Source organism: Desulfocastanea catecholica, from assembly GCF_054657295.1.
The window spans coordinates 37,255-50,852 of record NZ_BAAHYZ010000021.1; the positions used below are offsets into that span (position 1 = coordinate 37,255).

Below are 13,598 nucleotides of genomic sequence, written 5' to 3' on the forward strand. Positions count from 1 at the left end.
GTGTTCTTTTGGTTGCCGAACATTAACCCTGTGCACTGGTTTGGTGCCGGGCACCGGAAACGCTGTTTGATGTACTCTGTGGTTCTTCTTCCTGTCTCTCTTTTGATCGGAATCTCACCGAATACTTGATCTCCAACTCTTCCACCAGCAGGCTCTCCAGTCCAAGTATGACGGCCAGGGATCTCGATTTTTTGTACTTATCCAGATCCTTTCTCGTTTGCCACTCCTCCATAAAATAGAGCCTGTCCTTGTTATCGATGTCCTGGTAGATCTCTGCCTTGAGGCAACCCTCTTCCTCTGCCAACTGGTTGGCCAGCTCACGGAGAGTCTGTATTATCTCTTTCCGTTTCTCGGCCCGACCATGCAGTTTGATTGTGGTGAGAATCATCCCCACCTCCCAGAAAATAATAATTGGCTTGTCATAAACCTGGTTTTAATAATTACTATCAAACACTATGCCACAACTACCACATAGTGGTTAAAAGATAGAGCGTACTGGTTTTATAGGGAATAATTACGAGGTACAGGAGGATAACTAGAGATGTTGCTGGGGAAACTGGTGGCCAAATATCGCCTTTGGGCTACATTTGGCCACCAGTACGGCAAGGTCGAAACTTCGATTCGACGGGAAAATCAAGGGCGAGAGAAAATATTTATTTTTGGGATAAAACCCACTACAGCCTGCGGATACCGTGTTTTTCCATCCTGGCCCGCAAAGTACTTCTCTTTAGTCCGAGGATTTCCGCGGCACTGTTTTGGCCACTGACCTTCCAGTTGGTTTTTTCAAGGACCATGGTTATATACTCACGTTCCATATCTTCCAGGCTTTTGAGTTGCGTTGTCCGTGCTCCATTCGGCTGTTTCAACTCGTCGGCCAGATGCAGTGTGCTGCCGGAGGTATTGATCACCGCCCGTTCAATAACATTTTCCAGCTCGCGGATATTTCCCGGCCATGGGTATTTTTCCAGCTGATTCATTACCGAAAGCGGTACCAAGTCGATATTCTTACGGAGTTTACGGGCAAAGATATCGACGAAGTACCGGACCAGCTGGGGAATATCATCGACCCGATCCCTGAGCGGGGGGGCGGTGATCGGAAAGACATTGAGCCGGTACCAGAGATCCTTGCGAAACAGCCCATTGCAGACATCCGCTTCGAGGTCACGGTTGGTGGCGGCGATCACCCGAACATCAACCTTAATAGTCCGCGAACCGCCAAGTCGCTCGAACTCTCCCTCCTGCAGCACCCGCAGCAGTTTGGCCTGCAGCTCAAGAGGCAGTTCGCCAATCTCATCGAGGAAAATTGTCGCCTTGTCGGCAAGCTCAAAACGACCAGTCTGCCTGAGGTGCGCGCCGGTAAACGCACCTTTTTCGTGCCCAAACAACTCACTTTCAATGAGATTAGCCGGCAGGGTGGCACAGTTTATTTTAATGAGTGGTCGATCCTTACGCCCGCTGTTTTTATGAATCGCCCGGGCAAACAGCTCCTTGCCGGTGCCGGTTTCACCGAGCAGCAGAACCGAGGTATCGGTGGCGGCAATCTGTTCAATTTTGAATAAAACATACTGCAGGGCATTGCTGCTGCCGATGATATTGTCATGGTTGCACGACAGTTTCATCTCCCTTCGCAGATAGGCGCTCTCCGCCTCAAGCTGCTCCTTGTAATGTTGGATCTCTAGGAGTGCCTGGCGCAGCTGCTCTTCGTTATTTTTTCGTGTGGTTATGTCACGGTTGCTCGAGCGAAACCCCCGCAGTTCATTATTATCTCCTTTTACCCGCTGGCAGGCATGTTCAATCCAGCGGATCTCTCCATCGCGTCGGATAATGCGGAACTGCACTTCTCGACGGTCTATATTCAAGTTACTGGAATCACGGTGATGTTCCTCCCAGACGTCTCTATCTTCGGGAAAAATTATCTGCCGAAAAAGCGACGGGTTTTCCATGAATTCATCTGCGGAATACCCGGTTATCCGTGCACATGCAGGCGACACATAGAGAAAGGTGCCGTCCAGGAGTCCCCAGCACTCCCAGTCATAGGCAAATTCAGCCACCGTCCGAAATTTCTGTTCCAGCCGCCGCAGGTTGATCTCCACTTTCCTGCGCCCGGAAATATCCCTTATCAATTTGATAAAGAAGATCTCTTCGCCGTCCTCGCCTTTCACGACAGTGTGCATGATTTCCACGGGACAGAATGTGCCGTCTTTTTTCCGGTAAGTTGTTTCAAACAAATTTTTCGCTGTTTTTCCGTCCAGGCGACACTGACACTGTATTTTTCCCTGATATTCATAATCTTTCCGGTCACTGTAGAGAAAATCAATCCGACGACCAAGCAGTTCCTCCGCAGTGTAGCCGAGAATAGCTTCGATAGCCGGATTTACCATGAGGATTCGTCGCTTGCTGTCGGTACAGACCACTCCGTCGGGCATTGCCGCAAAGATTTTCGATAAACTGATATCCATCTGCCGAGGCTCTGCTGATGCATTGTTGAATTCTTCTCTTTCTTCGAACACAGTATCGTTATTTACCTTCTTGTCCATAGACTCCACCTTACGATTCGGATACACCTGCCTCTCACCATCAATCGAAATAGGTGAGATTGCTGAAACATACTACCGAGGTCACCAATGCAACAAAAAGCGTAACATTTACCAAACTCCACCACAGCCATTTTTTCTCTGCCAGAACAATCGGTTCCCGCAGGCAGGGAATTTTTTTCAGCGGTTGAAAAAGGCCGGGAAGCATCCCGAAATAGACCCCGACCAGGAGGGTCAGGTAGACCGGGTACCCGATAAAATTATATTCCCGCTGCAATATATCAAAGGGACAGTGGTGTGTGGGCAGTTCATAGATATATATGGAGACAAAAGAGATAATCGACAGAATGGACAGAACGAGAAAGGCCGCGGAAGTCATCGTCAGGAGATAGCGCAGGAGGGCTATCGCCAGAAAAAAGGTCAGGCAGGCAAGCCCGGTAAAGACCACAAAAAAACCATAGAAAGCGGTCATTGCCGGCAAAACCGGCAGCGCGGAGAGACTGCTGATGGCGCTCTCACCGCCGCTGCCGAAAAGAGAACCGCAACACGAGGTAATGATATCCGGTTGAAGACCAAGAAAATAGCTCATCTGGAGCAGAAAATCGACGCCGATGCAGGGCAGCAGCAGCGCAAGCAGCAGATATTTCAGTTTAACCAGCGGATACTCTTCCGCTCTCTGGTCAATTGTGTTCAGGGCTATCCAGAAACCGGCCAGAAAAAAAACGGTAATCTTTGACAGCAGTGCATACCAGCCCACCGGATTGGCATTGAAAGAACCGGTGGCACACATGGCCCCGACAAACAGCCGATGAATATCATCCATGGTGTAAATAAAGAGAATGAGCGAGGCAACCTGAAAACCCAGGGCATAATTGACCAGGGTGGAGATCAGATAGGTCTTGCGCTCCAGCAGCAACTGCGAGGCGGAGCTGCTGCGGTAGTCCCAGCGAAAGAAAATAACCGTGCCGGTGACGGTCGCATACAGCAGCAGCAACAGGGTGATTGCCGAACCGACGATAAGGGCGATGACACCAGGATGAAGAATCACTTCGTTTCAATCCTCTCCAGCCGTCCGTCCCGCATGGCAATAATCTTGCCGACGAGCGGATACTCTTGAATAAAAGGGTCGTGGGTCGCAATAACGATGGTCTTCCCCTCCTCGTTGAAGCGCGTCAGGGTGTCCATAAATTCCTGGGCAAGCTTCCTGTCCAGATGGGCGGTTGGTTCATCGGCAATAATCACCTGGGGGTCGTTGATAAGTGCCCTGGCGATGGCAACCCGCTGCTGCTCTCCCCCGGAGAGCTTTTTTACCTTGAGATGCTTTTTCGTCTCCATTTTCAGCCTGTGCAGGAGCGGCAGGGCCGTCTCGTGCATTTTCCGGACGCTGATATCCAGTGGCAACAGTGGCAGGAGTACATTCTCCAGCACCGTCAATTCCCTGATCAGATGAAACTGCTGAAAAATAAAACCAAATTTCTGCCGCCTTATATCGGTGAGGAACCGTTCCGGGAGCTTAACGACATCCTTGCCGTCCACAAAAATCCTCCCCTCTGTCGGACGTGCCATACAGCCGATGAGGCTGAGCAGCGACGTCTTCCCCGAACCGCTTGGCCCGGTCAAAACTGCGACCTCCCCGCGGTCAATGGTCAGCGACACCCCATCGAGGGCGGTCAGCTCATCGGCCATCGCCGGATTATAGACCTTGGAGACTTTTTCGACCTCGACAAGTGCCAAACCACTACCCCCTCATTACTGAATCCGGATCAGTAATCGCTGTTTTCCAGGTTGGTATCACCGTGCTGGCGATATAAGGGACAATGGTGAGAAAACCCATGACCAGCAGATGAAAAAGGTTGATACTCGGTGTCAAATGAAAGGTGGGAAAAAGTACCGACCATCCCTTGAGCACTGCGGCGAGAATAAAGCCATTCAGGAAAAAGACGTGGACATAGGAAAGTATCACTCCAGTGAGAAATGAGGTCAGGGAGATAACCAGCCCCTCCCAGAATTTCAGGGCGAGGATATCGGGAGTATCCCAGCCTATGGCTTTCAGAATACCGATCTCCTGCTTTTCTTCGGCACTGATCCCGGTTGCCTTATCCCAGGCCATGATGCACAGTGCGATTATTGCCGCACAGAAGACCGTCAGCATCATCCCGCTCCGCCAGTTAAAGACCATGTCGTAGGTCCTGATCAACTCCCGTTTGGTGATTGGCCTGGTGTCGGGAAACATCTGCTTTATCTTTGCCGCCACGGTCTGGATCTCACTGCTGTTTGGCACGGAAACAGCAAGGTCGGTAGCCCTGTCCGGCGGAAAACCGAAAAAATCGATAACGGCCGCATCGGTGAGAACCACCAGGTCATTGGTCAACAGGCTCGATTCGGTGCGAAAAATCCCCGTCACGTCAAAAAGAACGCCGATATTTTTACTGTTAACAAGAATCAGCTCGTCGGAATAACCAGACCCTCGCAGAACCGCAACCCCGGCGCCAACAGCACATTCATCCGGCTTGACCGGCAGGCTGCCCTGAAGCATTTCCAGCGCCACGGCCTCCCCGCCGGTACCGAGCAGGGTATAGTTGGCCTCGGTGAGTCCATCATAGTAATACCCCCAGTAGCGGGGAGTAATTTTGCCGACACCGAGGATCTTGCCGATTTCCTCCGCGTACCTGACAGGAATGAGTTCGTGGCGGCCGCCCATGGTCCGCTGGACAATCAAATCAGGAACACCCTGCAGGACAAAGGAAGTTTCCGTCCTGAGGGCATGGGTCAAAAACAGCACTGACGCCAGGGTTGCCACGGTGATGCTGTAGGCAACCAGAATGGCTATCGATTTGAACCTGCGTCTGAGCAGTGACGATATGGCATAGTCGATAATTTTCAGGTGTTTTGTCACTCCGTTCCTCCCGAAAAAATCTGCTGGACGGGTGCGATAAGAGAGCCGGCCGGAAAATGATCCGGAGAGCCGGGAAAATCCTGAAATGCGGTAAAAAAATCAGTTTGGGAAGGATGTCTGGTATATCTGGCCTCGGTCCAGATTGCCGGATCGGTCAGACCAAGACGGCTGACCAGGGCGCGCTTGGCCTGCAGCTCAAGCGTGCGACCGGATAGCCGGCCGACACTGCCGTGCAGACAGAGCACCAGCAGTGCAACGCATTCAAAAACGATGAACGCTGCAAACAGTTTACCTCTTCTCATCAGTAGGTTACCCAGTCGCTTGTCGGGACCAATTCAGGGTTTTCTCCCTTGGTCAGTTTGACGATATAGCAGCCCTTTGATGCATAGCGCTGCCCCGGGCCGAAGGTTAAACGCGGGTAGACGGCTATGGCGTAGTCCTGGTCAATCATCATGTCAAACCCTTCAAGAAATTTATCCCTGAAAAATTCGTGGCGCATGCTCTTGATGGCCCCGGGTAACATCCAGCCGAGAAAATACATCTTGGCCTGGATATCAAAATCAACAACAGGGATTTTCCGGGCCTGGAGCCACCTCTCCACGGCAAAACGACTTCTCTCATCCTCCTGGGGCAAACTATACGGATAGGTTACCAGGAGATTTTCCCGCAATTGATCTGAAATAATTGAAAAATCATGGTGCAGAAGGGATGACGAAGTGAACATCATCGCTGCTCGACCGGCATGGCTGCTCAGGTTCTTGAACGTATCCGTATCACTCTCATCAAGCCAGACGAGCAGAACCACAGGCTTGTCACCGGTAAACAGTTCACTGAAAATCCGGTCCCTGTCAAGGCTGTTCTCCCGCAGCAGCAAATCCTCAAGCCCTGTACCGCCCATCTTCCGCCAGGTTTCGGCAAAACCCCGGGCCAGTGCCGAACCCCGCCCGTCGCCCTGTCGGTACACCTGCACAATTTTCAATTGCTTGTCCAGTCCCATCTCGGCGCGGACATATTTAGCAGTGCTCTCGCCTTCCTGGTAATAGCCCTTGGCAAAGTAGAGCGTGTACCAGTCGGAGTCGGATATGACCGGCAGATCTGTTACAGGAAAAATACATGGCACCTTATATTGCTTGCTGAAAGCATGAATCTTCTCCCAGCTTCCCCCGGTGATCCCGCCAAGAAGCGCAAAAACAGGCTGGCTGGCGTAGTATTTCTCCAACTGCTCAGGCCATGTTGTCTCTGGCCCCGTCAACTCCCAGACGTGGAGTTGCAACTTTCGGTACGCCTGGTGCCTTTCGCTCTTGTAAAACGGACCGGAAGCGGCTCGCCGATCCTCATGTCTTGTCTGGGAGTTATGGGCATCGATGTGGGCCTGGAGCACAGACAGCATAGCTGTCTTCTTTTCCTCGGCAACATCGCTAGCGATGACGGTGGCAAATTGCAGGAATGTCTCGTCGACACCCGGCGACAACTCAACGGAAAGATTTTTCAGGTAATAGACCAAAATGGCCATATTCTTGTTACTCAAACGATACTTCGGCATGATAGGGTCAAGTTTGCGATCAGCAGGATCCTTTCCCACTCGCAATACACGGGCCAGGGTTTTATCGGTATATGCCGGCCGGACATCCTCGATCTGCTGGAAATACTGCGGGAGCTTTCTGCGGAAATTTTTTTTCTCCGCCTCACTGGCAGGTTGCCTGAAGGCGCCTGTACTGCGACGGGGCGAATAGAGCTCCCTGCCGTTAGTCGGCCAGGTGATGACGGTGCCTTCTTTTGACCCCAATCCGCTTCTCTGGTGACAATCGTCACAGGTAAACATCCGTCCGTCAAAAGGGATATCCCCCATGACCATCGCCTGCATGGGTTCTCCGGAGGGGAGGATCCCGTCGCGGTACATTCTCTCACCGAGTCGCAAGGCCTCCTCGGGAGAATATCCCTCTATCAGCTCGGCAGAGTGCGATGAGGAGAGAAAAAAGGGCCAGAAAAAGAGCAAAAAGAGGGGGATATACCTTGCTTTCATTGAGAATTTTCCTTTAAAATTATTGGAGTCTTCTTGTGCAATAAAAAGCTTATTTTTTGTCAACGTTGCTATTTTTTCATCAGTTGTTCGTACTCCTTGCGCAGATCGGATGCACTCAGCAATCCGTAGAGTCTGACCCATTGTTTCTCCCCTGGGGCCCGCAGAATGGTCAGGGGAAAGTGATCCATTTTGTTGGCGACATAGGCATCAAAGGACTTTAACACCTGGATGATATTCTCGCGTTTTCCGGTAAGGGCATCCCAACCCGGCTGGGCGCCGTACTTCTGCAGATGTTCTTTGAGGACTTCCGGAGTGTCGTTGTCAGGATCTATGGAGATCGACACCAGCCGGACCCGGTCAAGATCCTCCCCCAATTTTTTCTGCAGATGAGCAAAGCTCACCGAAAGTACCGGGCAGATAGTCGTGCAGGTGCCAAAGATAAAATCGAGGACAATCAGCTTGTCCGAGTCAAAATACGATTTGAGATGAACCTCCTGCCCTTCTTGGTTGAGTAAGATCAGATCGGGAACTTGATACTCTTCCATGGTTCGTTGATAAATTTTCTTATCTTCGGCCCAGGTGTTGGCAGCTAGAAAAAGCAGGATCAAAAGGAGAGATGTCGTCCGGGCCAGTCGTGGATGTAGTTGATTCATATGACACAACCTGTTGAATTGTATGTTTAAAGGAGACAAAAATCGTTTTTAATGTTCGACTGTGGTCTTTCATCAACAATACCACAAAGGGTATCATTTTCCTTAAATCATCTCAAGAATATAACCAATGAAGTAGTGAGGCGGTTTTACCCAGCTACATCGTGGGAACAAAGCGACGATTGAAGTTCAGCGAGAGACTGCCGAACCAGCCTCCTCCCATCTGTACAGCTTCCCGGCCGCCCATTAGTGTGGTGTGGTTGAGATCCTCATACATCGGAATACCTGCAGTCAGGCGCAGGTTGAAATTTCCCCCCAGGGCGGTGAGAAATCGCCATGAAGCAACACCGGTGAGCATGCTTCTCGTGCCGCCGCTATTGCCCACGTCAGTACCGTTGATCTCATTTCTGTCGTAGTGAACCGCGTCGGCCTCCACCCCGAACATAAAATCGTAGGTCGGCGTGTAATGCAATGCCACGCCAAACCGGGTTTCGTCACCAAACTTGAAATCATCACTATTTTCGAGTTTATGCGTGTAGCCAAGCATGGTATGGAACCAAAAATCATCGTAGCGGTAGGTATACAACAATCCACCACCGAAAGTAAAATCCCCGGTTCCGGTCTGCAACCCCGGCTGCGCCAGATACTCGCGGTCAAAGTCACCGGTGGGCAGGCTTGTTTCCGCAAGCAAAGTCACAAAATGATTGTAATAAACACTTTTGAATACATTATAACGATAGGAGGCGAAAATATCGCTGAATCCATTATTTTCGGTGGTAACGGTCTTTCTCCCTCCCATGGTATACATCTCCATCCGCTTCTCGAGATACGACGCCTGGATGTCTAGTGCCATGGTATCGGTGAGGCCGTAGCTGGCCATAAACATGGTAGCATCGGTTTTCATTTCCTTCGGGCCCATCATCTGGCCAGGACGTTTAACGAAGTTATCCGGATCCACTGAATCAGAGTCGATTTTAACCTTGTCCATTTTCATGGTCATGACCCCGATACTCACCCCTGTCGCGCCTTTTGAGGGGAGCACCGCCGTCTTGATCCGCGCCGGCATGGTCATGGCAGTGGGAGAAATAATCAGCAGAGCCTGAGAAAAAGTAATCAGCTCGCCGCCGTTTTCTTCCTTGAAATGCTCGGCTTCCTCTCGCTCTTTAAAGGCGATGATGCTGGGCAGCATATCCGGAATAATCTTACTGGAAATAACATAGGTTGCCTCCTCTGCCGGTAAAGGTATGCCCAATACCCAGTCCTTGACCCAAAGAGCAGTAAATGCATCCGGTCCCCCGGCATCCTCGACCAGTCGAAGCAAGCAGGCCAGACCGCAGGACTGAACGACTTCGCCTGTCCTGTACTCCAATTTTCCGGCGGTTTTCTGGTATTCGTCAATATACATACCGCAGACCTGGCAAGAATCGCGATCAATCGCTTCAGCAACAGCTGTTGAGATTACCAGTGGCAGGCACAACAAAAAGAGAATAAATCCGCGCGTTCTTCCCATAATTTTACTCCTGCAGGCTGAGGTTTGTTATGTTTTTGAAATGCCATACGTAAAGAAAACCTGACCGAATTTTTTCGGAAATAATGCTCACATTATTGCAGTGTTATAGCTCTCCGTCAACTCTTATTTACACCATGGAGAATACCATCAGGGAACTCGAGAGGTCCACAGAACCCAAGAAAAGACGTTATTTGCGCAAGGCGCGCAGAACCTGCTGCGATGGCACACCATCTTCGGTCAATCCGGCCTGGATCTGAAACTGCCTGATCGCCTGCTTGGTGCCGTCGCCAAGATACCCATCGATTGCCCCGGAGTAGTAGCCCTGCTGCTGCAGTCGTTCCTGCAGTTCAAGCTTGTCTTCGATACCGAGCGACCCGGCCGGTCTCGGCCAGGGCTGGACCAGGCCGTTCCACCCCGCCAGCCGATCGGCCAGAAGGCCGACGGAAAGGGCATACGAATCGGAATTATTATAGCGCTTTATGACGTAGAAATTTTTCATCATCAAAAAGGCCGGGCCTTCCGGTCCGGCAAGGATCTTCAAAACGGCATTATCTTCCGGCCACGGATAACCCTTGCCGCCGACTCTCTTAACACCAAGTTTTTGCCACTCAGCCAGGGTTTTCGTCTGTTCCTGCAACTCTGCGCCGGAGGCGGGAAGAATGACTTCGTATCCCCAGGTTTTGCCGGTTCGCCAGCCGTTTTTATGTAACAGGTTGGCGGCGGTGGCCAGGGCGTCGGGGATGGAATTCCAGATATCGCGCCGGCCATTGCCATCCATATCGACGCCGTAGGCCAGATAACTGGTGGGAATGAACTGCGTATGACCCATGGCCCCGGCCCAGGAGCCGGTCAGCTGCTCTTTTTCGATATCCCCGGCCTGGAGGATTTTCAGGGCGGCAAACAGCTGGGTGCGAGCGAATTTTTGCCTTTTCGGGTCGCCATAGGCAAGGGTGGCCAGAGCGCGGGGAACATAGTGCAGTCGTTCCGGCTTGTCGAAGATGGCGCCGTAATTTGATTCCATCGACCAGATGGCCAGCAGGACCGACCTCTCGACGCCGAATTTTTGTTCAACATCAGCAAGAGTCCGGGCATAAAATCTGCCCATTTTCTCACCCTTGCCAAGAGACAGTGGGTTTACCCGGGCATCGAGATAATCCCAGATCTCGGTGGTGAACTCCGGCTGATAATTGGCTTTTTCAAGGACTGCCGCATCCACCTCGGTCACCCCGGCAAAAGCCGTTTCCCAGGTGGTTCTGCGTATCCCCTCTTGCTTTGCCTCAGGATACAGGCCGTCAATCCACCGGGAAAATTCGGTGTCGGCAGCTGCCATGGCCGCACCACCCATTATTCCGCTGAACATGAATAATGAAAGAAAAACAACCGTAAATCTCGACATAAATTTCGACAAAATCCTCTGCACATCAACCTCTCAGATACTTTCAATTTACCGGTACAAATCCCGGCAACAGCGGCAAAGCCTGCTCTTGCCAAAACGCTTCTTTTCGAATACCCTTTTTCCCATGGAAAACCTGCCCGCCCTCTTTACCAGCCCCAGCCTGCCCCTGCTCTTTCTCCTCAGTTTTCTGGCGGCTACCATTCTGCCAATCGGTTCCGAGTGGTTGCTTATTGTAATGGTTCTGCAAAATTTTTCCATCCAGGATGTTGTTGTCGTCGCCACCATCGGCAACTATCTGGGCGCCTGCACGACCTATCTGCTTGGCATACTGGGTGCCCACTGGTTCATCCGAACCATCCTGCGCATCGAGGAAGGACAGCTGGAGCGAGCCGAGAAAATATATACAACCTACGGCATCTGGTCGCTGCTGCTCAGCTGGCTGCCGGTGATCGGTGATCCGCTCTGCCTGCTGGCTGGTATCTTTCGAATCGGTTTCTTGCGTTTTTCCGTGCTTGTTTTTGTTGGCAAATTTTGTCGATATGCTATTCTTGCCCTTCTCGCAACACAGAGCCCAGGAGGCTAAGCGACCATGAAACAGCAGATTTTACATACCATATACGATATCTTTGACCAGTGGAACAGTGAACCGGGGGTGGCCTGCCGGAAAGGCTGCAGCTATTGCTGCACGCAGAACGTCACTATCACCGCCCTGGAGGGAGAGTCAATTCTCCGTTATATCGTCGCCGAAGGCATGTCTTCCTGGCTGGCGGAAAAACTTTCTTGTCCGCCAGGCCACCAGCCACCGAGGATGACCACCAATGATTTTGCCGAGGCCTGCCTTGAAGGCAGGGAGGTTGATCCCGGTGACCAGCAGAACCTGTCGGTCTGCCCGTTTCTGGAAGACAATCTCTGCCGCATCTATCCGGTCCGGCCTTTCGGCTGCCGCCTGTTCATCTCGACCCGGACCTGTTCCGCCCTGCACCCGGCGAGAATATCCGATGAATATTTTGAAGCCGCCACGGCGGTGAGCCAGCTTCTCGAACATCTGGGGCAAAAAGAGTACTGGGGCAACATGCTCGATGTGCTCCCAGCCCTTCTCGATATCCGTGAATTCGAGGAAATAGCCGGCCAGCTCACTCCAATCTTGAGCAGGCAGGCGCGTCTGCAAACCCTCACCGCCAGACCCTTACCCGGATTTCTTCTCAGCGAGGAACATGCACAGAAGGTTGCCCCCCTGCTGCAGAAAATCTTCGACACGGAAATCAACGGCAGGCGGGTGGAAGATGTCCTCAATGGACAATAATTTTCCACCCTGGTTTGCCGACCGGTCTTACTGAAACAAGGACAGAAATTCGCCGTATCCCTTCGCCTCAAGCTCCTCGACGGGAATAAAGTTCAGCGATGCCGAATTCATACAATAGCGCAATCCGGTCGGGGGCGGACCGTCGTCAAACACATGGCCGAGATGGGAATCCCCGGCGGCACTGCGCACCTCAGTACGGACCATGAAAAATTTCACGTCTTTTTTCTCGACCACATTTTCCGCGACCAGGGGCCGGGTAAAGCTTGGCCAGCCGGTTCCCGAATCGAACTTGTCGAGGGAACTAAACAGTGGTTCCCCGGAGACAATGTCCACATAGATGCCGGCCCGCTTATTACTGTTATATTCATTTTCAAAGGGCGGCTCGGTGCCGTCTTGCTGGGTCACCTGATATTGCATCGGGGTTAACTGTGCGCGTAACTGTTCATCGGAAGGCTTGACGAATTTTTTCTTTTGCGGCTGGTCCTTCCAGGTTCTCTCGAGAAAACCCGCCCTGCCCGAACCGACCTTGTAAGCCTCATAATGAAAGACATTTTTCTTGTAATAGTCCTGATGGTATTCCTCCGCCGGATAAAACGGTTGCGCCGGTCGGAGAGCGGTTGCTATCGGCCTGGTGAAAACGCCTGATGCCTCCAGTTCCGCCCGGGATTGTTCGGCGATCTTTTTTTCCTCGTCGTTGTTGTAAAAAATGGCCGTTTTATAATGATCGCCACGATCGGCAAACTGGCCGCCCGGATCGGTCGGATCGATATACCGCCAGAAGGTGTCGAGCAACTCCTTAAAGGTAATTTTTTCCGGATCATAGACGACCCGGACGGATTCGATATGGCCGGTCCGCCCACTGGATACCTGCTCGTAGGTGGGATTTTCTTCCTCTCCGCCGCTGTATCCGGCCATCACCTCAACCACCCCGTCGAGTTGTTCAAAGGGTGGTTCCATACACCAGAAGCAGCCTCCGCCGAATACGGCGGTTTTGTGCTTCGAGGTTGCCTGTTGGTCATTACTTGCAAAAGCCGTCATCGCCAAAACAAGCAGCACTGCTACGATTATAATATATTGCATACATTCCTCCATTTAATTGCAATTGCTTCATCGGTGCACACACTCATGCAACACCATAGGCATGAGCACCATGACTATCAAGATGCCCTCACTTTCCGCGTCACCCCCCCAATGACACTTTTAAAAATCCACTCCCGTCAGCCCTTGTTTTTTCCTTGGTCGGGGAAGTTTTCTGTTTCAAAAAAAGGGTTGGATTGCTATAGTGG

The 13,598-nt window shown here is 51.6% G+C and carries 13 protein-coding genes; 2 read left to right on the forward strand and 11 right to left on the reverse strand.

Going from position 1 to position 13,598, the window contains the following annotated elements:
* Nucleotides 1-22 precede the first annotated feature (22 nt).
* The 10 genes from ACYQ8U_RS17150 to ACYQ8U_RS17195 form a co-directional block, all read right to left on the reverse strand.
* Nucleotides 23-388 carry a putative quinol monooxygenase gene (locus ACYQ8U_RS17150; protein ID WP_459946785.1) on the reverse strand — a complete coding sequence of 122 codons (366 nt, stop codon included), beginning with the start codon at nucleotides 386-388 and terminating at the stop codon, nucleotides 23-25.
* 286 nt (nucleotides 389-674) lie between these two features.
* Nucleotides 675-2,537, reverse strand: coding sequence for a sigma 54-interacting transcriptional regulator (locus ACYQ8U_RS17155; protein WP_459946786.1), 1,863 nt, complete (start codon nucleotides 2,535-2,537; stop codon nucleotides 675-677).
* A 40-nt stretch (nucleotides 2,538-2,577) separates the two neighbouring features.
* Nucleotides 2,578-3,582, reverse strand: coding sequence for a hypothetical protein (locus ACYQ8U_RS17160; RefSeq protein WP_459946787.1), 1,005 nt, complete (start codon nucleotides 3,580-3,582; stop codon nucleotides 2,578-2,580).
* A complete protein-coding gene (locus tag ACYQ8U_RS17165) occupies nucleotides 3,579-4,268 on the reverse strand; it encodes an ABC transporter ATP-binding protein (protein ID WP_459946788.1) in 690 nt (229 codons plus the stop codon). Before ACYQ8U_RS17165 ends, ACYQ8U_RS17160 begins: the two co-directional genes overlap by 4 nt.
* Nucleotides 4,269-4,272: 4 nt before the next feature.
* Nucleotides 4,273-5,430 carry an ABC transporter permease gene (locus ACYQ8U_RS17170; protein ID WP_459946789.1) on the reverse strand — a complete coding sequence of 386 codons (1,158 nt, stop codon included), beginning with the start codon at nucleotides 5,428-5,430 and terminating at the stop codon, nucleotides 4,273-4,275.
* Nucleotides 5,427-5,732 (reverse strand): hypothetical protein, encoded by a 306-nt coding sequence (locus ACYQ8U_RS17175; protein ID WP_459946790.1) that lies wholly within the window; start codon nucleotides 5,730-5,732, stop codon nucleotides 5,427-5,429. Before ACYQ8U_RS17175 ends, ACYQ8U_RS17170 begins: the two co-directional genes overlap by 4 nt.
* Nucleotides 5,732-7,453: an ABC transporter substrate-binding protein gene (locus ACYQ8U_RS17180; protein WP_459946791.1), complete on the reverse strand. Its 1,722-nt coding sequence runs from the start codon at nucleotides 7,451-7,453 to the stop codon at nucleotides 5,732-5,734. Before ACYQ8U_RS17180 ends, ACYQ8U_RS17175 begins: the two co-directional genes overlap by 1 nt.
* A 68-nt stretch (nucleotides 7,454-7,521) precedes the next feature.
* On the reverse strand, nucleotides 7,522-8,106 hold the full coding sequence (locus ACYQ8U_RS17185; RefSeq protein ID WP_459946792.1) for an SCO family protein: 585 nt from the start codon (nucleotides 8,104-8,106) through the stop codon (nucleotides 7,522-7,524).
* A 154-nt stretch (nucleotides 8,107-8,260) separates the two neighbouring features.
* The gene (locus ACYQ8U_RS17190) at nucleotides 8,261-9,613 is read right to left on the reverse strand and encodes a nitrous oxide reductase accessory protein NosL (RefSeq protein WP_459946793.1); all 1,353 of its coding nucleotides are present in this window, start codon (nucleotides 9,611-9,613) and stop codon (nucleotides 8,261-8,263) included.
* A gap of 187 nt (nucleotides 9,614-9,800) precedes the next feature.
* Nucleotides 9,801-11,009, reverse strand: coding sequence for a lytic murein transglycosylase (locus ACYQ8U_RS17195; RefSeq protein ID WP_459946794.1), 1,209 nt, complete (start codon nucleotides 11,007-11,009; stop codon nucleotides 9,801-9,803).
* Between ACYQ8U_RS17195 and ACYQ8U_RS17200 the strand changes: the two genes are divergently transcribed.
* Together ACYQ8U_RS17200 and ACYQ8U_RS17205 are read left to right on the forward strand one after the other, a co-directional pair.
* On the forward strand, nucleotides 10,927-11,592 hold the full coding sequence (locus ACYQ8U_RS17200; RefSeq protein ID WP_459946795.1) for a YqaA family protein: 666 nt from the start codon (nucleotides 10,927-10,929) through the stop codon (nucleotides 11,590-11,592). The genes ACYQ8U_RS17195 and ACYQ8U_RS17200 overlap by 83 nt on opposite strands.
* 6 nt (nucleotides 11,593-11,598) lie before the next feature.
* A complete protein-coding gene (locus ACYQ8U_RS17205) occupies nucleotides 11,599-12,312 on the forward strand; it encodes a YkgJ family cysteine cluster protein (protein ID WP_459946796.1) in 714 nt (237 codons plus the stop codon).
* A 27-nt stretch (nucleotides 12,313-12,339) separates the two neighbouring features.
* Here the strand turns inward: ACYQ8U_RS17205 and msrB are convergent, their stop codons facing one another.
* Nucleotides 12,340-13,392 carry a peptide-methionine (R)-S-oxide reductase MsrB gene (msrB, locus tag ACYQ8U_RS17210; protein ID WP_459946797.1) on the reverse strand — a complete coding sequence of 351 codons (1,053 nt, stop codon included), beginning with the start codon at nucleotides 13,390-13,392 and terminating at the stop codon, nucleotides 12,340-12,342.
* Nucleotides 13,393-13,598: the final 206 nt, after the last annotated feature.